Origin of the sequence: Chitinophaga sp. W2I13, assembly GCF_050434005.1 — a bacterium.
GTDB lineage: Bacteria > Bacteroidota > Bacteroidia > Chitinophagales > Chitinophagaceae > Chitinophaga.
In genome coordinates, this window is the sequence record NZ_JBNPWD010000001.1 from 4,878,491 (window position 1) to 4,899,868 (window position 21,378).

Genomic DNA, 21,378 nt, shown 5'->3' on the forward strand with positions numbered 1-21,378 from the left:
ATTATTGGTTGGCGCTAAAAAAGTGAGGCAAGAACTTCTTGCCTCACGGAGATGATACATCAGGGTTTCCTTGGAGGAATTGTTCCGGTTTCGCCGCCGGTATCGTCCAAAGTAGTGACCTGTTCGCCATTGTTATGGTTGCTGTTATTGGGATGGCATGGGCTCAGGAATGCCAGGAAGAAGCCTAATATGATGTGAAACATTGTTTTAGTTTTTAAAATGTTTAAGCAATAGGCTGCCGGTTGCCGGGCATCCGGCAGCGGAGTTTCGAGTGGTTGAAGAAGCGCTTCTTCTTTTTTTGGGAAGTGTGGGCGTGGATCACGGAAGCTGATTGTCGCTTCCCAAGCCGGTAACCGGCCTCCGCTTTCTTTGCCCGGGGTGTGAATAGGTTCTGTACAGAGTACCTCGTAGCTAAGGAGGCATTTACCCGATTGCAAAACGAAGATATGTCGAGGTAAAAGGTTGATTTACAAACAATTCCAATAATTCCGCTAATTCCTGGTATTCCATTTATAGTTCCGGGAATGCGGGTTTAATTCCGATTATTCAGTTCTATAATTTTATTTATGGCGACACATTATCCTGATTACCGGCAACTCGTCATGCGGGCGTTTGAACGAAAGAAGAAAAACAGTACGCTACCTCACGGCTTGATGCACCTGAAGCCGGCGAAGGTCAAAGAGGAATGTGTGAAGAAATGCACAAAAGAGGTAAATAGGCGGGATGAAAAAATCATCAGGGATTTCTGTGGAGATTTGAATGAAGAGAGAAGCTGCCATGATATTATGCAGCGATGCGACAGGGATAAGTTCCGGCCGTTGATAAATTACCTGAATGGGAGGTCTGAAAGTACAGATGAGAAGAATATCGAGCTCCTTGCCTGGCTGATTGACTTTCCTGGCAGGCCCTGGGAATTGGGGAAAACGTACTCCGGTGATGATGATGAAAATGGAGATCCTGTGTTAAATGAGGCTACCCCGGCAACAGTAGATCAGGAAACGGCACCGGGTTCCCCAGCCACCCCGCTCGTAGCTGGAAGGGATGAATTAACCGGAAATCCGATAATTCCGGAAAATCCGGCAATTCCATTCCTGATGTATAGCTCAAAGGAAAAGGAAGGCGCGGGTGTTAAAGTCGCAGAAACCAGTAATCAAAAAAAATTAAGAGGGAGATCCACGAGAACATTGGCCGCCGCGGTTATATTATCGCTGGCACTGGGAACAGGTGGTATGTGGTGGTGGAAAGATAATCCGCGGCCCGGCGGTAACTGCATGTATTGGCAGGAAGATCATTACGAGCCTGTAGCCTGTAACCAGAAAATAGCTAATGGGAGGGTCATAGCGGCAGATACAATGAAGTTGAAAAATTTCAGGAAGATAACCAGGCCGGACACCATCACCTACCAGGCTATAGGAAAGGTTTGGTATTCTAAAATTAACGACAAGATAGAATACTATACAGCGGGAGGAGAGCACCCGGTGGTCTTTGGCCGTCAGCTGAAGCCAATTACTGTCTATATTATCGATAAGTATATCCGTGGAATGAATGAGTGAAAGGTTGCCCTTCTTCAAATCCCCAAAAATGCTTATCTTAATTTCTACTACTTAGCAATTAACACTAAAGAACCCTAAAGCCGTGTTTGATACATTTTTTGAAAAATATCCAGACTATCGTATTATCCAAAAACCGAAGAGCGATAACGTGGATGAGTATATTGGCAAGCTGCCGGTTCAGCTCATCCAATTTTTGAACGCTTACGGATTTGGAACGTTTATGAATGGTTACCTGAAATTGGTTGACCCATCGGAGTATCAATCGGTTTTTGATGAAGCCTATAATAATAAGGACAAGGAAATTGTTTTTGCGGTTACCGGTCTTGGCGATTTCCTGACCTGGACGGGAGATGCGATACGCGCAGTTTACTTCAAAAATGGTGGCGATTCCATTATCGAAAGCGGGGATGACATGGAATGGTTTTTTAATATGGATTTAGCGGACAAGGGTTTCTTAAGAGATAACTTAAATGATACCAATTATCTCATCGCAAAGGAAAGGTTGGGTGAACCGGAATATGATGAATGCTATGGATTTGTCCCACTGTTAGGATTAGGAGGGAAAGAAAAAGTGGATAATCTTCAGAAAGTAAAAATAAAGGAACATATTTCCTTAATTGCCCAAATAATGGGTAAGATTGAATAGTGAAAACAGTGGGTGAGGCAAAATTGCTTTTTCCCTTTCCCCGAATGGCCTGAATGCCCCTTCTTTTGTCGCAGATGGCCTTTACGGTGATAACTATAGTATTTATTTTTGGACTGTATCTGAAACCAGCATAAAAAATTAAATACTAAAACCGATCAGATGAGAAAGATAATCTACGGAATCAATCTGACTGCAGATGGTTGCTGTGATCATACCCAGTTAAGTGGCGGCCCGGAAATCCATGAGTATTTCACGGACCTCATGCGGGATGCTGACCTGATCATCTACGGACGTAAAACCTACGAGTTGATGGTTCCTTACTGGCCTGACGTCGCAAAAAAACAATCCGGGACGAAATCGGAGATCGAATTTGCGAAAACATTTGACGCCATTGATAAAATTGTTTGTTCCCGGTCGTTAGACAAGGTTGAAGGTAATACGAGAATTATTCGTGAGAACCTCGCAGAAGAAATCTTAAAACTGAAACAGGAATCCGGCAAAAATATTTCAATCGGAGGTATAAGCCTGCCTGGGGAATTAATCAGACTTGGCCTGGTGGATGAATATTATTTTCTCGTTCATCCCATCATTGCGGGTGAGGGAAGAAGGTTGCTGGATGGTACAGGTCCGGCTCAGCGGGATTTAAAACTGGCAGACTCGAGAATGCTTCCATCAGGAGCTATAGCGCTTCATTACGTGAAACAATGATAATGCGGGTATTCAGGTGAAAGTACTGGTACAGGTCTCAAACCATTTAACCAATAATTTAATTAAAAGACTGACGGAACGCCATCGGCGACAGGTTGGTTTTGGTCTTGAACAATTTACTGAAGGATTGCAGGTGTTCAAAACCCAACTCGTAGGCGATCTCGCTGACGGAGAGATTGGTGGTTGATAGTTTTTCTTTAGCCACTTCTATGAGCTTATTGTGCAGATGCTGCTGGGTATTCTGGCCGGTAAGGGATTTCAGTAACCCGCTCAGGTAACCCGGTGAGATATTTAAGTTTTCGGCAATGTAGGCAACGGTGGGCAGGCCTTTTTGAGCAAGCATGCCGCTGTTAAAATAATTGGTGAGCAGATCTTCCAGTTTGGTGAGTATCTCATGGCTGGCGATCTTGCGGGTTATGAACTGGCGCTGGTAGAACCGCTCTGAATAAGTCAGTAATAGTTCCAGTTGGGCAATGATCACGCTTTGACTGAACCGGTCGATATTAGCATTGTACTCCTGCTCGATATTTTGCGCAATAGATGCGAGCATTGTTTCTTCTTTGTCTGATAAATAAAGCGCCTCGTATACGGAGTAGTTGAAGAATTCGTATTGCTTGATGGTTTTAGCCAGCGGCGTGTTCCATAAAAAATCCGGATGGATCAGGATCATCCAGCCCTCCGGACGGTGCATCATACCACCATTTTCAATTTCCACTCCAAAGACCTGGCCGGGTGCCATAAAGAAGAGTACACCTTCATCAAAATCGCTGGCCTGCTGGCCGTATTTGAATTTAGCATTCTTTACCCTTTTCATGGATATTGTATAAAAATCATAGATCAAACTGAACTTGCCTTCGGCAAGGGGCCTGGTCAGGTCGTCCATCCGCACCAGGCTGATCAGCGGGTGCGCGGGCTTGGGCAGGCCCGCAGCCCGGTGATATTCGGTAATTGTGTGAAAATGAAAAATCTGCTTATTCATAGCTTTGATAAAGTTCGTTATTTTTTATGGTAAGCCCGGGCAAACTCCTGAGCGAAATCGGCAAGTTTAACCTTCCCCATTTTCGGCTGGTTCCGGTGAAAGTTCTCCAGGGTTTTGCCACTGTGCATAACCGCCTGCATTTCCACGAGGGTCTCCGCCAACTTTTCCGGCACTTTAGCCATCTTCAATCCCTGCAGCATTTGCTTTTCAGAGAGCAGCACCCATTTTAACCAGGGCTTGCCTACTGCGCTTCCAATGATCTTTGCCGCTTCATTGCAGGTCATTTCCTCGCTGCCTACATAACGGATGGTTTTTTCTTTGGGTAATAATAGCAGTTCCTCCGCAATGGCATCCGCAATATCTTTTGGCGATACAAAAACGATCCGGTCGTCTCCTCCATAGTTCCCCATGAGCAGGCCGGTTTTGCCGGTTAACAACGCCCCAGGGCCGTAATAACGTAGTGCCAGCAATTTGCCCATAAGGCCCTTGCCTCTGATCAGGTCGATGGACTGATAGAAGTTGGTATAAAAGGCCGCAGGCCGCATGATGGTAATGGAGGCGTTAAGTCCGTCGAATACATGCTCTGCGTTTTCGGCTTTCACCAGGTCTGCTGCCCAACCGCTCAAAAGTACAACCCGTTTGGTGCCGGCTTCTTTGAGTGCCTGAACATAGTTTTGCGATATCCGGCGCAGGTAAGCTCCCATATCAGGTTCCGTAAAGCTCAGGGGAATCATTGCATAAACGGCATCTGCACCGGTGAATGTATCGGTCAGAAACCGGGCATCGGAGATCGAGCCAATAGCAGGGGTAGCGCCTGTTTTTTCGATAGCTGCCCGCTTTTGGATGTCGCTGCTGATAACGGTTACCGCATGTCCCTGGGCGATCAATATTTCTGTCAGCGGCAGGCTGATGTTCCCTAAGGAACCTGTAACAATAATTTTCATCGCTGGTTATTTGGTATAAATACTGTTCTCAATATCGGTAAGCAAGGTAGCGTGCGTTGGGCGCCATTTTAAATTCTCCTGTGTCCAAACGCTCGATGCGGGACAGTCGATGGCGGCCATCTGTGAGAACCAGCCAAAATGTTCAGCGGCTGCTTCCGGCATTACCGGAACTACCGGGAAATTCAGTTGTTTACCTATGGCTTCCGCTATCGTTTTAACTGTAATCGCTTCTTCGGCTGAAGCATGATAACGGGCTCCCGGTTCGGCGTTTTCCAAAGCCAATCTGTACAAATGGGCAGCATCCAGCCGGTGTACGGCGTTCCAGCGATTTTGTCCGTCGCCGATATAAGCAGATATTCCTTTTTCTCTGGCGATATTGACCAGAATGGGTACGAAACCATGTTTATCATCATCGCCATGTACCGATGGAGATAAACGGATCACTGCTGTACGCACACCCAGCGCGGCTACTTTATCTGCGGCTTGTTCAGAAGCCCTGGGCCAGGCCGGGTTGAACGGAGGAATGATATCTTCGGTAGCCGGCTTGCCGGGACTGACCAGGGCTGTGCCGGAAGTAACGATCAAAGGACGGTCAGAACCGGCCAGCACATCGCCGATGGTTCCAATGGCTGTTTTATCCACTTCGCATACTTCCTTAAACCGGGTAAAGTCGTGGATGAAGCCGGCATGGATCACGCCATCTGACTGAGCGGCGCCGCTGCGAAGGCTTTCCAGGTCTTCGAGGTCGCCACGATGAACTTCTGCACCTGCTTCGATAAGCTTTTGGGCTGAGGCATCTGAACGGGCCAGCCCTAATACCTGGTGGCCGGCAGCTAATAATTCCTGCACAATGGCAGTACCGACGAAGCCTGTAGCTCCTGTAACGAATACACGCATGATTGTTTTTTCTTTTGTTGACACAAAGATGAGTTGCTTTAGTGAGGTTGATTTATCCAAAACTGCGTTTGATTTAGCTAAAACAGGGAAAGAATTGTGTAATTAACTAATTTTGATATCCGGTTGTGAAATCCCGGGTTTTGTACGCACAGATTACAAACAACCAATTTAGTTTTAGCAATGAAACATAACGAGGTTAAACCTTGCTTAGCATTAGCCACCTATATTCATTCTTTCTGGGAATTGAAAGGAGATGACAGCGACCACCAATGGGAACGGATATTTCCTGATGGCTGCCCCGGGATCGTTATAAATTTAGGAGGATCCTGCAAAACCGACAACGGCCTGGCTACCATGGATCACGGGAAAACATACGTGGTAGGAGCAATGACTTCCTTTAAAGATAGTTTTATCGACAGCAACACCCATCTAATGGGAGTGTGCCTGAAACCAGCCATGTTTTCGTCTTTTTATAACTATGCGCCACAAAATGAGTTGACGGATCATACTATTGAGTTTGACTTAGCCCATTCATTTGATGTTGATAAGATAAATAATGATCCCCATGTTTATCTCAACAGATATTTTTTGGACAGGAAAAGAAATATCAACCAGTTGCTTCAGCCTGTTTTAAACGATATCCATATTTCTAAAGGAATGTTAAGCATCTCTGAAATGGCAAAAAATAATTTTATAACTGTCAGGCAATTGGAGCGGATTTTTAAAGCCCATATTGGATTAACCCCCAAGGAGTATGTAAAGATCATTCGCTTCCAGTCGGCTTTTTCTATGATGAGTGACAACAGCCCAAAGAAAAGCTTGTCAGATATAGCGTTTGAATGCGGCTTCTATGATCACGCACATCTTACCAATGAAATAAAGCAACACACGGGACTCACGCCTTCCCAATTTTAATTTTGTCGCTTTTTTCCAAAAGATAAACCAGGCCAGGTACTTAATTTTGCGTAAAAGGATTTTAAATGAAAAAAGTAATTTTGAATTTAGCGGTCAGCTTAGACGGGTTTATTGAAGGGCCAAATGGTGAAATTGATTGGTGCATTATGGACGACGATATGGACTTTGGAAGTTTTATTGCAAGCGTCGACACCATATTTTACGGAAGAGTGAGCTATGATGCCTGGGGGAATTTCCAACCTGATGCAACTACCAGTCCTGCAGAAAAAGAGATGTGGGAGGGAATACACTCAAAAAATAAATTTGTTTTCTCAAGCCAGAGCAGACAAGACAGCAAAGCTACCTTCATAGGCTCCGACATAGCAAACCGGGTTGCTGAAATCAAGCGACAAGATGGTAAAGATATCTGGCTATACGGTGGGGCAAGTCTTATTAAAACATTTATAAATACAGGTCTTATTGACGTCTATAAAGTATCAGTGCACCCGGTAGTTTTGGGAGCTGGCAAACCATTGTTTGAAGATTTGAAAGAACGAATAGGTTTAAGGTTGATTGAAACCAATGTTTTCAAGTCGGGTGTAGTGCAACTTACCTATGAGCCGGGGAAATAGATACCGGAGGATTTACTTGTTACAAAAGACAGTATAAATTGAAACGCCTTCAAGTTATCGAAGGCGTTTTTTTATCAGTTGTCTAACCCAAGTTGTTTTCTCATGTCGAGGTTAAAATCATATTGTTCCTCAATCGAAATGGCTCTCCGGGAGTTTTCATTAATGTCTTTTCCTTCCTTTGTCCAAAGAAAAGGATAAAAGTTAAAGACTTTATCGCCGTTTAACTTTGAAACTTCGTCCCGCCAATTTGTCCACCTGCTGCCCTCATAAAATTTATCCAAGTCATTGTTGAAACAGAAGTCCAGGAATTGGGTATAAGTAAGGTCCATTTGTTCATACTCCAAATTATCTGGCGAAAAATAATAGACGTTTCCTAAGTCCTTGCCAAGCCCTCCGCCATTTAGAAGATAAAAGCCTCCAATAGCATCATCGGCAATTAACAGAAATGATGGACTTTCACCAAATTCTTTAAAAGATTTCCCTTTATTCCAATCAGGAAGTGTCCGATTAATTTTTGAGCTACCTGAACCAAGAATCCTAATCCAGCCATCATCAATTAAAAGTCCGCCTGTCATATAAATAATTGCACCCATTGGGGAACGGGTTGTCACCTGGGTTTTGTACAACGCATCTTTTGCTTTTGAGGTGTCAACCGGTAAGATCTCAACTTTGTTTTTTGCGGATTTAATCCACTCATCTACAAATATCCATCCCGGATCAGTTTTGTTGATTAGTTCTTCAACTTGTCTCATTTTATTTTGGGCTGTCATTGGTAAGGCATACAAGGTCAGCAAGACTATTATTAGATATCGTATCATAACCTTTGTGTAGTTTTCGCAAGCTATTATTTTTTCGGCTATCTAACAAAAAAGCGCAGTGACTGGCCGGATAACGCAAATATAACTCATGATTGGTTTAGATTATCCAGCTGACCTATATAACAACCCATATCAGCCTTCCTCAACGATGTAGAATAGTTCATCGGTTACGTGTTCGGTAAAAATATTGGAGTATACCTGAGGTATGTCATCACAGCAACCTAATGTCAGGCGACAGCGTACAGCATGTTTTCCGCTAAAATGGCTAATTTTCGACACGATTAACTCACCAGGCATTAAATATATATTAGGCTGCCCGGTGCCGCAAAACCAATCCTTACACAATTTTTCACTTGTCTTTACCCATTGTCCCCGGCTGTTCAGCATTTCCCGGTGCATCTGGAAAACACTGAAGGTAATCCCTAATGATACCGCCGTATCTGACTTATTACGTATAATGATCATTGAGGCGTGATAGTAACGGTTTGAATCACAGTAATGGTTAATTGAACCGTCCTTCTTAAGGTATTCCATGTGCTTCACATACGGGGGACGAGGTATCTACCTGTACCGCTATATGAGATTTTGAATACCTAAATATGCAAAGTTTTGGATACTCTTTGAACCGCCCTTCTTGTCGTAACCAGTATCGGCTTCCTGTAAATTATTCCATAACTGATATCGGGAAAACTTGCCTATCCGTAAAATATTAAAATGAGCTAAAAATATCCGACCAGATATCTTTTAGCTCATTTTAATAATTGAACCAATCAACTCAAGGTTCTGTGTGATCGTGTTCCAATGCCTTCTTGAATTTATTATACAGTGTCCAATCGGGATCCGGCTGGTTATCCATCCAGCCATAGGTAAGGCCCTCAAACCTTGCGCGGTAGAAAGTGTCATTTTCCGGGTACATTCTTATTCCGTCGTAATATCTTCTGAGGAAATATTCAAAATTAGCACGGTCCTTTCTGCCTGCAAATTTTTCACCTTCGGCGTAACCATAATTGTATTCCCGCTCGTACTCAGAAAGTACAGGCCCTGATGGATTAGACCGGGGAGGAGGAAGCGTTTGGGCATGAACCGATAATGATCCTACCAGTGCAATTAAAAGTACCGCAACTGTTTTAGCCGCTACATTCCATTTTAAACATCGTTTTCTTTTATTTTCCATAAAATAGTATTTAGGCAATGAAATTAGCCTTCCTTACTATTAAAGGATAGTATAAAGACGACAAGTTTGGTTCCCGGTAAAAAGTCGCGGGTACTTGATAAAAAAAAAGCTGCTGGCCCGTATCAGCAGCTTCCGCAGATCCATTTTCTATACGGAGGATCTTATCCAATTTCAATTGTCCTGGGTGCTTTTTGCTTTGCTTCTTCTTTCTTTGGGATAGTAAGCAACAGCAGGCCGTTTTCGTAACGGGCATTTATTTTTTCTTCATCCACTACATCCTTTTGAAGTTCGAAGCTGCGCTGAAATGATTGATAGCTGAACTCCCTGCGGCTATAATTTTTTTCCTTGGTTTCTTCTGTATGTTGTTTGGCAGAAGAAATAGTGAGCAGGTTGCCATCAAGTGTGATCTTAAAATCTTTTTTATCCATGCCGGGAGCGGCTACTTCAACTTCAAAGTTATCGTCCGTTTCCCGGATATTTACAGCCGGAACCGTAGTGCTGGTGGATGAATAGTTATTGTTTCCCCAATTAAAAAGTTCGCGGCCAAAAAAGTCATCGAACAAAGCCGGGAATGCGGGGAACTGATTCCCGTTCCTCTTAATAAGTGACATATTAACCTCCATTTTTAAATAGTGAGCAATAAATAATGATTTCGTTAGTTGGCTGGCCAGCCTCAAAAAAAAATTTACAATCGATATGCCATCGTCAAAAAACTGATTTTTTTTCAGGAAAACTGACATTATTTACCCTCTTAATAGGAGGGGAAAGGTTATCCTGTCAGCCCACCCTTTAACTTCATGAAGAAGGCTGATATCTTAAAGAATCATGTTAAGTTTGAGTATGGAAAATTTATTGAAGTATATCCATTCTCTCACCAACTTTACGCCAGACAACTGGTGTGCGCTTGCCCCGGCATTAACAACGGTGGTGTTCTCCAAAGATGAATACCTGTTACAGGCCGGTAAAGTTTGTGACGCCTTGTTTTTTGTGAGCAGCGGATACTGCAGGGCCTTCTATAACAAGGATGGGCAGGATATTAATACCGCTTTCTTTTTTGAGAATGATATCGCTACCAATATCAACAGCCTGGCTACCGGTGAAAAGTCGGCTTTCTCCATCCAGGCATTGGGGCCGGTAACGGCTATCCGCTTTGACGTAAAGAAGCTGCGCGAAGTATCCCTGCTGGACCCTGCTATAGAAGCGTTGGGCCGGAAATGCCTTCAGCAGATTGCGGCAAAACAGGAAAAGCATGCCGCCATGTTTAAATTAATGAGTCCGCAGGAACGTTACGAATTCCTGGAGGAGCATGACCCCGGCTTGTTGCAACGGGTGTCGCTTACCCTGCTGTCGTCCTACCTTGGCGTAGCCAGGGAAACATTAAGCCGCATCCGCAGCAGGAGATAGGCACCTTGTTTGTGACGATTGTCACAGGTTAAAATGGTTGGATCTGTGGATCTTTACACCATTAATTTTAAACCATTTAACAACAGAAAGTATGAATGCAACACAATCAACAGAAACCGTACTTCGCTTCATTAATTCATTGAATGAAGAAGATTTTACCACGGCACGCAACTGTGTGACCGATGATCTTACGTTTAACGGTGTAATGGGAACCCGTAATGGCGCTGATGCCTACTTCAAGGATATGGAGCGGATGAAGCTGAAATATAACATCCGGAAGGTGTTTGCTGACGACAGCGATGTGTGCCTCTGGTACGATGTAATTATGGATGACAAACCCATACTAAGCTGCGGCTGGTATCAGTTGCAGGACAACCGTATCCGTTCGTTCCAGGTGGTATTTGACCCGCGGCCATTATTGGAAACGGCGAAATAGTTTCGTCACGACAGCAGCCCATGTTTAAAAAAAGCCATTCCTTTACGAATGGCTTTTACTTTTTCAAACATTCACACTAGTTATGGGAAATATCTCTTTTGTTGATTAGTTTACGCATATTTTCCAGGATGGTATTTGCTTCTTCGAAATGCGTATTTAACTTCGGTACCATATCCCTGGCATAGGTACTGATGGCGGTATCCTTAGAGGCTACTGCATTATTAAATTCAAACAGCGTTTTTTTATGATCCTCGATCATCTGTTTAATATAGGCCCTGTCAAAATCTTCTTTCTTAATATCTGTCAGCGTTTGTTCTGTCGCTTTTGCATCGTCTGTAAGATCTGCAGGCATGGTAACGCCTGTTTTATTGGCAATGGCCTGTAATTGTTCATTGGCGGCAGTGTGATCTTTTTCCATCATCGCACCATACTGCCTCACCCGTTCATCCCGGGCTTTACTTTTTGCAAGTTGTCCAAGCCTTATTTCTTTAAGGTTAGCGGCAGCCGCGGTGGTGATAAAATTAACGGTAGCCTTTGGCAGATGATCCATACTTTCTTTCATCGCCACCGTACTGTCTTTTTCCGTTTGCTGGTCCGGTTTCTTTTGCTGCCCGCAGGAGAGAAGGGCAGCCACAGCCAATGTTAGAACAGGATATGTTTTCATCATTCCAGTTTTTGAAAGGATATCAAAAAAAGCGCCATGCCTCGAACCGGGGATTTTATCAATAAGATATGACACTTAAACATTAAACCTAGCCTTAGTCCGCTTGCGGGTATACCAGATACCAGCGGCAGCTAATGCCACAGCGCCTGCCAGCAGCCACCAACGGGTATTCCCGGCAGGCGGAATGTATTCCACGCCGTTCACCCCGGCAACAGCCGCTTCATTTACATACCTGCCGGAATGGGGCCTGGCGGATGCTTTGAAATTATCTGCCAGTGATTGCAGCTGTTGCTGCATTTCCTGGCCGGTTAACGGCTTCCCATGGCCGGTAGCCACCGTTTGGGGTTGCAGGGCCGCCAGTTTTTTCACACTGCTCTCTGCAGAGATCCAGTCAGGTGTGAAATATTTGGGAGGACCGGATACTTTTTTCGATTGGGTGATCACGTGAGACAGCGACTCCGCCTGGGTGGTTACAAACGCATCTCCCGCCAGCAGTACACCGTCGTATTCGCGGTAAAGACTGATATGTCCCGGTGTATGCCCGGGCGTATGAATATATCGCCATCCCTCCAGCCCGGGTACGGATCCGTCTTCCGGGAGCATAAGCAAATGGCCGTTCAGATTAATCCCCTGTTTGGGGAATGTCCACGACAGTAATGTCATCATACCGCCGCCGGCATATGGATCGGGAGGTGGATAGGCAGACCTGCCGGTAAGATAAGGGGCTTCCAGGTAGTGCGCATACACCGGCACATCCCATTCCGACAGCAGCGCCGGAAGCGCGCCGGTATGATCAAAGTGACCGTGGGTAAGAATGATAGCCGATGGTGTTGCCTGTGGCCAGAAGAGATGTTTGGCCACCTGCATAATTTTATGGGCGGAGGTTTGCAATCCCGCGTCTACCAGTACCCAGGAATTATTGGCTGGCTCATGAATGAGGTACATATTCACAAATACGTCGTGTATACCCCAAACGCCGGGCGCCACTGCAAACCACTTCTTATAAAGTTTCTCCTCGATTAACGTAATGTTTTCCATACCGGTTGTTTTCCTTCCATACAGCAATTACTGTTCCCTCCGAATGCCCCTGTCTCCCGAAAAATAAAAACAGTTATCTCAAACGGGTTATTTATTTTGCGGCAGAAGTGGACAAAAATAGCGAACAATGAAAATCAACCTGCTCTTCCGCCGCGGGAGAAAAGCATACCTGACAGGCATCTTCCTGCTTGCAGGTAGCCTTACCTCATATGCACAAAAGACTAACCAGGCGCTCCTGCTGGATGGCAATGATAACAACCCCTGTATTGGTATGGGTATCATCCGGAAGCATTGGACCGTGGAAGCCTGGATCAAAGGAAACGATAAAGTTTGGAAAGAACGCGAGGCGGTTATAGGCGGCGGTGAATATGCAGCCTATCCCAACATCGACAATCTCCCTTTGATGGTTAAAAACGGTCATTTACACAGCAAAAAAGCGAATATAACCGCACGCGGGATACTGGATAGCAACTGGCATCACGTAGCCGCCACCTGCAATGGCCTGGAAACCAAACTTTACCTGGATGGAAAAGAAGTGGGCCGCGCAAAAGGCGCGGTGGATATTTTGCCCGGCGCCATAGGCACCAACGATATGGACTCCAGCACCTTTGGCGGTTGTATCGATGAAGTACGGATATGGACTACCGCACTGGCTCCCGCCACCCTCCGCCGGTGGATGTATCAGCCGTTGGGCCCTTCGCACCCTGACTTCCAGGCACTCAAGGGCTATTATACCTTCGATGATATGCAGGACGATGTATGTCTTAACATGGTGGGGAAAGGTCACCAGGCATATCATATGCGGAATACACGGAAAAAGTATAAAGAAACATCGCCGTTGGCGGCGCTGGTGAAAAATAACAATCCTTTATTTGTAACACCGCACCCGAAGCAACAACTGTTTAATGCGGTAACTATCCAAAGCGAATGGGATGCGGATCCGGGCAGCGCTAACGACGCGGTACTTAAACTACGTATAGTGGCTAACGGTAGTAAGGAGCCGCTGAAACTGACTGCTTTGCAGCTGGATTTATCGCGCAATACCCGGCTATCCGATATTACGGCAGTGCATGTATATGCTGCCGGTCAGACGCCGCGCTCCAACAGCAGGAAGGAGTTGTTTGGAACAGGTAATACCCCGGGGAAAGAAATGAAATTAGTTTTGCCTCCGGCAGATAGATATGCCTTGCAAGACGGGGTAAATTATTTCCTGGTAACCTTCGATGTAAAAAAGAACGCGGTGCCAGGAGATACTTTGTATGCAGATGTTGCTTCATTTGCTTTAAACGGCACCGCCTATACGCCGGAAGCAGCACCCACCAACATTATGAAAACAGTAGTACCCTCTTCTGCTACCAATGCACATATGGTGAAGCTGCTGCAATGGAATATCTGGCATGGTGGCGTGCACCTAGGAAATAATGGTCCCGGCCGGGTAAAGGAGTTACTGCTGCGGACCAATGCCGATATTATCAGTATGCAGGAAGCCTATGGTACACAACAGTTCCTGAATGACACGCTGGGGTTTCACCTGCAAACACCCGCCCCGGGTGCCAACCTCGCACTGTTCAGCCGTTACCCTTTGGAGCAGCATGCATCCGGTGATAATTTTAAATCCAATACCGCAACGGTGCTGCTGCCGGGCCGCCGGAAAGTATTGGTCGGCAACTGGTGGCTGAGGTATGCCAGTAAACATGAGTACACCGATTTTTATCCTATTCCGGGTTTGGATACTAACGACTGGATCAGGGAAGACAGTGAACTGGCGGTAACAGATGCCCGGAAAAACCTGGAGCAGAATATTAACCCGGTTGCATCTGCAGATACCTCGCTGCCGGTGATTTTGGCAGGGGATTTTAATTCGGGGAGCCACCTCGACTGGACCGCCAGGGCGGCGTTTTTACATTATGGATATGGTCCGGTGTTATTACCGGCTTCCAGGTTTATGCTGGAACGGGGTTACCGTGATAGTTACCGCGAGCTGCAACCCAATGAAGTAACGCATCCGGCAGGCACATTTGCGGTGATTTACGGGCACCTGCAAACATCGCGGATCGACTTTATATATTACAAAGGGCCGGGCATTAAAGCAATCGCTTCTAAAATTATCCGGACATCACCGGAGATAGATGACGTGTGGCCCTCCGATCATGCTGCGGTACTTACTACATTTGATATACGATAACAAGGCGAAATCGGTCACTGCCACACGTTTGAGGAGATCCGTCTCAGTAATGTGTAATCATTTTCTCATAGTAACCCCATCCTGGGAAACTTACATGAATGACTGCGACCAGTCATGTTGACAGAAAACAACACAGGAGCGAGGTTCGCTGTATCAGGCTGCTTTACGTGTAAGATGTCATTGGTATGGATTCACATTTGCGAATGAAATACGAAAGTATTGTTCACTCAAAAATGATGAAGTATGTTCTATCATGTAAAAGACCTGCAGTTTAATGCCCGGGTATCAAAACCGGATCCTGCATTTGCTACTTTATTACTGGAGCAGTTCGGCGGTGCAAACGGCGAATTGGCCGCTGCGCTCAGGTACTTCGGACAGGCATTTGGCGCCAGGAATCCATTTCCGGACAAGTACGACCTGCTGATGGATATAGCCACAGAAGAATTCAGCCACCTCGAAATAGTGGGCGCCACTATCCAGATGCTGTTGCAAGGCATCAACGGAGATTTGAAAAAGGCGGCAGAAGAGTCGGAGATCATGCAGTTACTGGATGGGAAAAAGGCGAAAGAAGAATTTATTCACAAAGCAATTGTAGCGCCGCAGCTGCTGGTGTCTTCCGGAGGCGGCCCTGCATACACCAACAGCCAGGGTGTTCCATGGTCGGCTTCCTATATCAATGGCGATTGTAACGGTGATCTTACAGTAGATCTCCGCTCTGATATGGCAGCGGAATCACGCGCAAAAATCACGTACGAATACCTGCTCCAATTTACTGACGATCCATATGTAAAGGAAACCCTTAACTTCCTGATGACCCGTGAAGTGGCGCACTTCCAGATGTTTGAAGCAGCGCTGGATTCCATACAGCCCAATTTTCCTCCGGGCGTATTGCAGTCTGATCCGCGGTACAGTAACCTCTATTTTAATATGTCCAGCGGCGCTGATATCCGCGGGGCATGGAATGAAGGCGAATCTTCCCAACTCGGCGAAACCTGGCAGTTTATTGAAGATCCTGTTAGTTATGTATTGCAAACAAACGGACTGCTGGATGTGGAACCAACCGGCACCAGCAGAACCCTGCAGGGTGTGGATGAAATAGACAAGAGTTTAAGCCTGCAGCGAAGCGAGGAAATAAACATGGCCGTACCGATTGGAGAACAGTCATGGAGTGAACATAACAATACCGACGGCGTACAAAAAAAGAGCAATGGAAAGGCAAGCCACGCTAAAAAGAAATAAAAAAAATAAGGCAGCAGATGCCGGGTATCATCTTGAAGTGGTTTATTATACTGATCCGCTTTGTTGCTGGAGCTGGGCGTTTGAGCCGGTTATTCAGCGGCTTGTTAATGAGTACGGAAAACGGTTGTCGGTACGCTATTGCATGGGCGGCATGCTATCGGGATGGAACAACTATCACGATACACTGCATGCGGTTAGCCGGCCTATACAAATGGGGCCAGTGTGGATGCAGGCAAAACAACTGACGGGTGTAGCGTTGAACGATACCATCTGGTTCACAGATCCGCCGGCATCTTCTTACCCGGCCTGTGTAGCAGTAAAGTGTGCTGCCCTGCAATCGGAGCAATTAGCTGCGCAATATCTTTTTAAGTTGCGGACTGCGGTGATGCTCAAAGCAAAAAATATTGCGCGGAAGGACGTGTTGATCTCCACGGCGGAGGAACTGGCGAAAGAGAATCCCTTGTTTGATGCGGGGAAATTTGCAGCGCAGTTAACAAGCCAGCAGGCTATTGATGCCTTCCGGGCGGATATGCAGGAAACAAAATACCGGGGCATCCATCGTTTCCCTTCATTATTATTACAGGTAAGAGATATCAGGAAAAGTTTACTGCTCACGGGAAACAGGCCCTTTGAGGCTATTACATCGTGTATTGACCAATTAGTTGCTGAATAAAATAAAATATCCGGATTATTTATCCGGATATTTTATTTTCCATTGTTCCAGTAATTCTTCAGCTTTGCCGGGTTCCAGGTGTTTAATAATAAAATCCAGTTTTTCTTCCCGCCGGTCGTCACCTTCTTTTGATTGAGGGGATCCGCAGTACCACAGGAAGGATAATCCCACTACCTGCCAGATAAGCTGGAGAAATTCTGACTGCCAGTTTTCCATTGTTTCCCGCATCATCTGTACGGCATATTCCGGTACTTCCGCGGGTTGCGAATGCGCCATCTGCTCATTCAGATAATCTTTCCATCCAAAGTACCAATGTAATGCTACGGAAGCAAAGAACAGGAATAGCGTTACCCAGAAGTAGGCTTTTCGCTTCAGGTAGGAGGGCTTTTTCTGATTTGTTTTCATAACCTGTAATATAACAGTGAATAAAAATTATACAGGTAAATGACTAACAAAATCAAGCCAGACCTAATACCGGTTATATATTAGCTTCCGGCGCCATTACTGAGGAAATAGTGAAACAGTTTGTCTGAATGATGTGGTTACTTATTACCGGTGTCTTTTTGTTTTACGGCTGGATTGCATTCCCAGGTAAACGGCAACGGCAATAATAACTACAATCAATGCGATCAGTGGTACTAACATAGTAAATGGTTTCTGGTATTCCTTCATTAATTATGCCATGTGTGTCGCCTGGAATGCTTGTTGTTGCTGCGTTTGCTGATGTGGATGGCACGATTTTGTAAGTGTATTTCAGGAAGAAATAAACCATATTACTCATTCTTAAATCAGGTTATTATGGAAAACATACTGAACCAGCAACGTGATGAAGGAAAAGTAGCAAAGGCGATAGAAAATCAAACGGCAAAACTGCCGTCCGATACTTTTTTGTGGGCATCTATAGGTGCCATGGGATTGTCGCTGGCCCTGCAATGTTTAGGCAAGAAACATGTGAGCCTTTTCATTGGTCAGTGGGCAGCGCCCTTCCTGCTTTTCGGTATTTACAATAAGATAGTTAAGGTAGAAGGTAACGATTAGTTACATGGTGAATGAAGAGGTGAAAACAGCAGGCGTCTTTTTTGGCGCCTGCTGTTTTTTGTCAGATGGATTGCTGAGTGGGAAGTAAACTGCTGGTCATTAAGTTGCAACGCCAGGGTTGACGCAGCAGGAACAGTACCAGTGAGGCGATATCTTCGGGAATCAGCATTTCTTCTTTCTGCTGCATTTCCAGTTTTTTTTCTGCCGGCATATCCAGCAGGTCAGTGCCCACCAATCCGGGTTCAATAAGCGATACCTTGATATTCGATGACTGTACCTCTTTTCGCAGCGCTTCTGAAAAGGCCTGGATGCCGGCTTTGGTGGCGGTATACACGGAGCTGTTGGCCGTTCTTACATCCGCGCTGAGGGAGCCGATAAACACAATCTGCCCCCCACCTTTGTCTTTCATACGCTTCACTGCCTCATGTGAGCAGGCCAGGTAGGATAGCAGATTGGTGTTGAGTACATATTGCCAATCATCGTAGGTGCCTTCCTGTATGCCCTTGAATGGCACCGCGGCATTATTGATTAGTATGTCGAGGCCTTCAAAATGTTCATCTACCTGTTTAAATGTTTCTTCAATCCCTTTTTTCTCTGCAATATCTGCTGTAAACCCATGCACCTTTCCCTCCATGCCAGCGTCTTTAAACGCCTGAATAGTATCGTTCAGCTCTGGCTCATGTCTGCCGAAAACCATCACCTTTGCGCCGTACGAGGCCAGCAGGAGGGCGGTAGATCTGCCAATTCCGGTGGTGCCGCCAGTAATCAGGATTTTTTTTCCTGTCAGTTCTTCCGGTTCATATTTACCGATTGATGAAAAATTTGTTTGCTCCATAAGAATACTTTTTAAATGGTTTACTTCCAGGAGATGGTAATCTGCTGGTTTCCTTTGAGTTTAAATTCAAGATGTCCGTTGTCACACGGCGTGCCGTTTATTTCCGTTTTCTCATCTGTTACTTTGATCCGGGGCAGGGCAGTACGTTTCTGGATGGCTATCATACGCATATGACAGACTCCCTTTTTATGTCCCAATACCCGGAAGGTCACCGTTTTGCCTTTTATGGTAAAGCTGCTGGTGGGATAGTCGATGAAAATGAGGAGCGATTCGCCGGGAACCACGTAATAGTGGCGGGGAATCAAAGCAAAGGCAAGGCCGGAACCGTATACTTCCTGGCCTACGGTCCCCGACTTGTTCCAGCCCTCCTGTAGATCTTCCACAGGTATCCACAACTGTTTCGCTACTTCCCCGGTTTTGGTGTCTTCTGACAGGCAATCTTCCGGTAACATGGGCGGATAATAATAGGCTGCCCGATAAATATAGTAGCGTGTAAATTCACTGAGCAGTAACCTGACTGATTCAGGTATGGGGATGTTTTCCGACATCAAAAGATAATCCCCGAAGGAAGAAAAACATTCGGTTTCCTCGTAAACGGCTGTATATGGCGCTTCCGGCAGGGGAAAAAGCGCGAAAAAAGTAGGGTAATTTTTTGCATAACCATAATTGCAGTCCCACAGCCATACATTTTTAAACATATTAGCGAGACAGAGAAAGCTGATATCCAGGAATACCTCTTCCTTTGTAAGGAGGTATAACTTCAATGCCGTAAAAGCAGAAAAAGCTGTATTGTTGGCCTGGTAAAAAATCTGAAATCCTTCTCCCTGCAACGAAAGACATGCTGCCTTCGCTTCCTGCAGATATATTTCTTCCTGCGTAAGCTCCCATGCCAGCAACATCACTTTTGCATAAATACCGGCTACATCTTTTTCTCCGCCTTTGCCTGGCGCAGTTTCCGCTTTTATTACTTCCAATGTTTCCATGTTATAGAACACCGGCCATTTATAATTAAAATGATGGGCTACTTTTATCGCGAAATCAAGGGATGAGAAAAGCATTTCCCTGATACTTTCATGTCCCTGTTTCATCAGCCTTACCAGGTTCATTAACGGGTGGTGAAGGTACCAGCTGTCCATTAACAAAGGAGTTTTATGTTCTTCCGATTTATCCAGCCTGTCCTGGGCTGCGGGAAGCCACCGGACCAATGTTTTATGTTTTTTATCATAGAAATCCGGTATCACCGCTACAAGATCCTTTATCGTCTGCATTTCGCGCCGGCTCCATTGCTGGTAATCTATCAGGGGGAGCAAAACACTCAGCTGCACCATCAGTTCCGGGGGTGTTTTATAATCACACACATAAGCGTTCAGAAAAGCATGGCCATTTACCTGGCACCAGCTGCCGGCGCTGTGTTCCAGATCGTGCCATGTTTTATCCAGTATTTCCGGCCAGTGGTGATATTGTGTTGCCGGTTTGGGAAGATGGAGATATATTTCTGCCAACAGGTCCATAAATTGTTTCGACATGGCTATTTCGTCAGCGGGTGCTTTGTCGTCCATTACCACAAATGCGTCGCTAATGGTGTAGGTTTTGCCCGCCTTTAAGGACTGTCCATCTGAAACAGGCAGCATAAAGCCTATATCAGGCCATGTGCCCCCCACTGAATTACTGGCGGATGTTTTCGTTTGCTCACAGTATTTATCAAGGGATGTTAGGTTTTGAAGATATAGTACGGACCCCGAGCCAGGTTCCTTTATGCTGAAATAGATCATTCCTGTACGCGGACCGTTTTGGGAAAGATGTATATCACCTTCCGGGATACCCTTGTAACCGGTTCGTTTCAGGGGCATAATATCACGTGGCCAGTAGTGAAAGATGAGCGGAACAACTGGTGTAACGGTTGTTTTACAACGGATAGAGGAGTATCCGTTATTATAGAGGTCCAGCGTTACCATATAGGAAGCTGCCAGTGTTTGCAGATGAAAAACAGCCTGGTTTTTTTTCTTGATGGTTTGCTTTATCACAATTTTGTCGTGCGGGGCGTATACCGCCCTGAAAGTAACACGGGGGCCTTCGGGCCATTCGGCCAACACCCATAAGGCATCTCCTGCGCAGTATACATAGTAATGACAGGCGCCGGATGGCTGGTAAAAGATCTCTTTTAATTCGGGATTATTGAATATTTCATTAATGGCCGTTGCATGAGGTGAAACTCCTTCCATAAATCATATATTTAAGCATGCTCCAGGGTTAAAATATGCAGGCACCACAAGGTGATCAGCAAGAGTTGTATACCGGCATCCAGCAGGTATATTTTTGATATCACTGCTTTGGATACATATATCACATCTACCAGTAGTAATACAAGCGCTGTGCCTGCGCCAATAATCAATGTTCCCGTTGTTGCAGCCCCTGGATGCAAGGCCGTGTTTAATAAGGTACATCCTGTTACCGCCAGGAGTGCACCTACTGTTTTTACGAGCCATACATCCGTTTTGTGGCCGGTGATTGTTTCAAAGCTGGTATAATACACCAGCGGCCAGATGCCTGTAACCAGGAAATAGATTCCCTGTATCCATAACACTGTTTCAAGTATTTGCGTCATGCACTTTGGCGTTAAT

The 21,378-nt window shown here is 45.5% G+C and carries 24 protein-coding genes; 11 read left to right on the forward strand and 13 right to left on the reverse strand.

Going from position 1 to position 21,378, the window contains the following annotated elements; genetic code table 11:
• Nucleotides 1-59: 59 nt before the first annotated feature.
• The gene (locus QFZ48_RS20160; RefSeq protein WP_429050316.1) at nucleotides 60-203 is read right to left on the reverse strand and encodes a hypothetical protein; all 144 of its coding nucleotides are present in this window, start codon (nucleotides 201-203) and stop codon (nucleotides 60-62) included.
• A gap of 450 nt (nucleotides 204-653) precedes the next feature.
• Between QFZ48_RS20160 and QFZ48_RS20165 the strand changes: the two genes are divergently transcribed.
• The 3 genes from QFZ48_RS20165 (at nucleotide 654) to QFZ48_RS20175 (ending at nucleotide 2,907) form a co-directional block, all read left to right on the forward strand.
• Nucleotides 654-1,553 (forward strand): hypothetical protein, encoded by a 900-nt coding sequence (locus QFZ48_RS20165; protein ID WP_429063350.1) that lies wholly within the window; start codon nucleotides 654-656, stop codon nucleotides 1,551-1,553.
• Nucleotides 1,554-1,635: 82 nt separating this feature from the next.
• The gene (locus QFZ48_RS20170) at nucleotides 1,636-2,199 is read left to right on the forward strand and encodes a T6SS immunity protein Tdi1 domain-containing protein (RefSeq protein WP_429063351.1); all 564 of its coding nucleotides are present in this window, start codon (nucleotides 1,636-1,638) and stop codon (nucleotides 2,197-2,199) included.
• 159 nt (nucleotides 2,200-2,358) lie between these two features.
• Complete coding sequence (locus tag QFZ48_RS20175) at nucleotides 2,359-2,907, forward strand: dihydrofolate reductase family protein (RefSeq protein WP_429063352.1); 549 nt, start codon at nucleotides 2,359-2,361, stop codon at nucleotides 2,905-2,907.
• 58 nt (nucleotides 2,908-2,965) lie between these two features.
• On the opposite strand, the gene QFZ48_RS20180 is transcribed toward QFZ48_RS20175, so the two are convergent.
• Genes QFZ48_RS20180 through QFZ48_RS20190 form a run of 3 tightly spaced genes read right to left on the reverse strand, consistent with a single transcriptional unit; the run spans nucleotide 2,966 to nucleotide 5,787 of the window.
• On the reverse strand, nucleotides 2,966-3,886 hold the full coding sequence (locus QFZ48_RS20180) for a helix-turn-helix domain-containing protein (RefSeq protein ID WP_429050308.1): 921 nt from the start codon (nucleotides 3,884-3,886) through the stop codon (nucleotides 2,966-2,968).
• 17 nt (nucleotides 3,887-3,903) lie between these two features.
• Nucleotides 3,904-4,830: an NAD(P)H-binding protein gene (locus QFZ48_RS20185; RefSeq protein ID WP_429063353.1), complete on the reverse strand. Its 927-nt coding sequence runs from the start codon at nucleotides 4,828-4,830 to the stop codon at nucleotides 3,904-3,906.
• 6 nt (nucleotides 4,831-4,836) lie between these two features.
• Nucleotides 4,837-5,787 (reverse strand): SDR family oxidoreductase, encoded by a 951-nt coding sequence (locus QFZ48_RS20190; RefSeq protein WP_429063354.1) that lies wholly within the window; start codon nucleotides 5,785-5,787, stop codon nucleotides 4,837-4,839.
• A 120-nt stretch (nucleotides 5,788-5,907) separates the two neighbouring features.
• Between QFZ48_RS20190 and QFZ48_RS20195 the strand changes: the two genes are divergently transcribed.
• Both QFZ48_RS20195 and QFZ48_RS20200 read left to right on the forward strand, forming a co-directional pair.
• A complete protein-coding gene (locus QFZ48_RS20195) occupies nucleotides 5,908-6,642 on the forward strand; it encodes a DUF6597 domain-containing transcriptional factor (protein ID WP_429063355.1) in 735 nt (244 codons plus the stop codon).
• A gap of 65 nt (nucleotides 6,643-6,707) precedes the next feature.
• The gene (locus tag QFZ48_RS20200) at nucleotides 6,708-7,253 is read left to right on the forward strand and encodes a dihydrofolate reductase family protein (RefSeq protein WP_429050302.1); all 546 of its coding nucleotides are present in this window, start codon (nucleotides 6,708-6,710) and stop codon (nucleotides 7,251-7,253) included.
• Between the two features lie 74 nt (nucleotides 7,254-7,327).
• Here the strand turns inward: QFZ48_RS20200 and QFZ48_RS20205 are convergent, their stop codons facing one another.
• The 3 genes from QFZ48_RS20205 to QFZ48_RS20215 all read right to left on the reverse strand — a co-directional run bounded on the left by QFZ48_RS20205 (nucleotide 7,328) and on the right by QFZ48_RS20215 (nucleotide 9,856).
• Nucleotides 7,328-8,071: a DUF2625 domain-containing protein gene (locus QFZ48_RS20205; protein WP_429063356.1), complete on the reverse strand. Its 744-nt coding sequence runs from the start codon at nucleotides 8,069-8,071 to the stop codon at nucleotides 7,328-7,330.
• Between the two features lie 775 nt (nucleotides 8,072-8,846).
• Nucleotides 8,847-9,245, reverse strand: coding sequence for a hypothetical protein (locus tag QFZ48_RS20210; RefSeq protein ID WP_429063357.1), 399 nt, complete (start codon nucleotides 9,243-9,245; stop codon nucleotides 8,847-8,849).
• Nucleotides 9,246-9,406: 161 nt separating this feature from the next.
• Nucleotides 9,407-9,856, reverse strand: coding sequence for an Hsp20/alpha crystallin family protein (locus QFZ48_RS20215; protein WP_370907851.1), 450 nt, complete (start codon nucleotides 9,854-9,856; stop codon nucleotides 9,407-9,409).
• A gap of 229 nt (nucleotides 9,857-10,085) precedes the next feature.
• On the opposite strand from QFZ48_RS20215, the gene QFZ48_RS20220 reads away from it, so the two are divergent.
• Together QFZ48_RS20220 and QFZ48_RS20225 are read left to right on the forward strand one after the other, a co-directional pair.
• Complete coding sequence (locus QFZ48_RS20220) at nucleotides 10,086-10,649, forward strand: Crp/Fnr family transcriptional regulator (RefSeq protein ID WP_429063358.1); 564 nt, start codon at nucleotides 10,086-10,088, stop codon at nucleotides 10,647-10,649.
• 91 nt (nucleotides 10,650-10,740) lie between these two features.
• Nucleotides 10,741-11,085, forward strand: a complete 345-nt coding sequence (locus QFZ48_RS20225; protein ID WP_429063359.1) for a nuclear transport factor 2 family protein — start codon at nucleotides 10,741-10,743, stop codon at nucleotides 11,083-11,085.
• A 76-nt stretch (nucleotides 11,086-11,161) separates the two neighbouring features.
• Here QFZ48_RS20225 and QFZ48_RS20230 read toward each other — a convergent pair whose 3' ends face one another.
• Together QFZ48_RS20230 and QFZ48_RS20235 are read right to left on the reverse strand one after the other, a co-directional pair.
• On the reverse strand, nucleotides 11,162-11,749 hold the full coding sequence (locus QFZ48_RS20230) for a DUF4142 domain-containing protein (protein WP_429063360.1): 588 nt from the start codon (nucleotides 11,747-11,749) through the stop codon (nucleotides 11,162-11,164).
• Between the two features lie 75 nt (nucleotides 11,750-11,824).
• Nucleotides 11,825-12,787: an MBL fold metallo-hydrolase gene (locus QFZ48_RS20235; protein ID WP_429063361.1), complete on the reverse strand. Its 963-nt coding sequence runs from the start codon at nucleotides 12,785-12,787 to the stop codon at nucleotides 11,825-11,827.
• A gap of 127 nt (nucleotides 12,788-12,914) precedes the next feature.
• Here QFZ48_RS20235 and QFZ48_RS20240 point away from each other — a divergent pair, with 127 nt between their 5' ends.
• From QFZ48_RS20240 to QFZ48_RS20250, 3 genes are all read left to right on the forward strand, one after another.
• The gene (locus QFZ48_RS20240) at nucleotides 12,915-14,972 is read left to right on the forward strand and encodes an endonuclease/exonuclease/phosphatase family protein (protein ID WP_429063362.1); all 2,058 of its coding nucleotides are present in this window, start codon (nucleotides 12,915-12,917) and stop codon (nucleotides 14,970-14,972) included.
• Between the two features lie 243 nt (nucleotides 14,973-15,215).
• The gene (locus QFZ48_RS20245) at nucleotides 15,216-16,211 is read left to right on the forward strand and encodes a manganese catalase family protein (RefSeq protein WP_429050291.1); all 996 of its coding nucleotides are present in this window, start codon (nucleotides 15,216-15,218) and stop codon (nucleotides 16,209-16,211) included.
• Entirely contained in the window at nucleotides 16,180-16,884 is a 705-nt protein-coding gene (locus QFZ48_RS20250; RefSeq protein WP_429063363.1) for a DsbA family protein, read from the forward strand. Before QFZ48_RS20245 ends, QFZ48_RS20250 begins: the two co-directional genes overlap by 32 nt.
• A 15-nt stretch (nucleotides 16,885-16,899) precedes the next feature.
• Here QFZ48_RS20250 and QFZ48_RS20255 read toward each other — a convergent pair whose 3' ends face one another.
• Nucleotides 16,900-17,289, reverse strand: a complete 390-nt coding sequence (locus QFZ48_RS20255) for a DUF6766 family protein (protein ID WP_429050289.1) — start codon at nucleotides 17,287-17,289, stop codon at nucleotides 16,900-16,902.
• 393 nt (nucleotides 17,290-17,682) lie between these two features.
• Between QFZ48_RS20255 and QFZ48_RS20260 the strand changes: the two genes are divergently transcribed.
• A complete protein-coding gene (locus tag QFZ48_RS20260) occupies nucleotides 17,683-17,922 on the forward strand; it encodes a hypothetical protein (RefSeq protein WP_429050288.1) in 240 nt (79 codons plus the stop codon).
• Nucleotides 17,923-17,983: 61 nt separating this feature from the next.
• Here the strand turns inward: QFZ48_RS20260 and QFZ48_RS20265 are convergent, their stop codons facing one another.
• Genes QFZ48_RS20265 through QFZ48_RS20275 form a run of 3 tightly spaced genes read right to left on the reverse strand, consistent with a single transcriptional unit; the run spans nucleotide 17,984 to nucleotide 21,362 of the window.
• On the reverse strand, nucleotides 17,984-18,757 hold the full coding sequence (locus tag QFZ48_RS20265; RefSeq protein WP_429063364.1) for an SDR family oxidoreductase: 774 nt from the start codon (nucleotides 18,755-18,757) through the stop codon (nucleotides 17,984-17,986).
• A 20-nt stretch (nucleotides 18,758-18,777) separates the two neighbouring features.
• Nucleotides 18,778-20,979, reverse strand: coding sequence for a hypothetical protein (locus QFZ48_RS20270; protein WP_429063365.1), 2,202 nt, complete (start codon nucleotides 20,977-20,979; stop codon nucleotides 18,778-18,780).
• An 11-nt stretch (nucleotides 20,980-20,990) separates the two neighbouring features.
• Nucleotides 20,991-21,362 (reverse strand): hypothetical protein, encoded by a 372-nt coding sequence (locus tag QFZ48_RS20275; RefSeq protein ID WP_429063366.1) that lies wholly within the window; start codon nucleotides 21,360-21,362, stop codon nucleotides 20,991-20,993.
• Nucleotides 21,363-21,378: the final 16 nt, after the last annotated feature.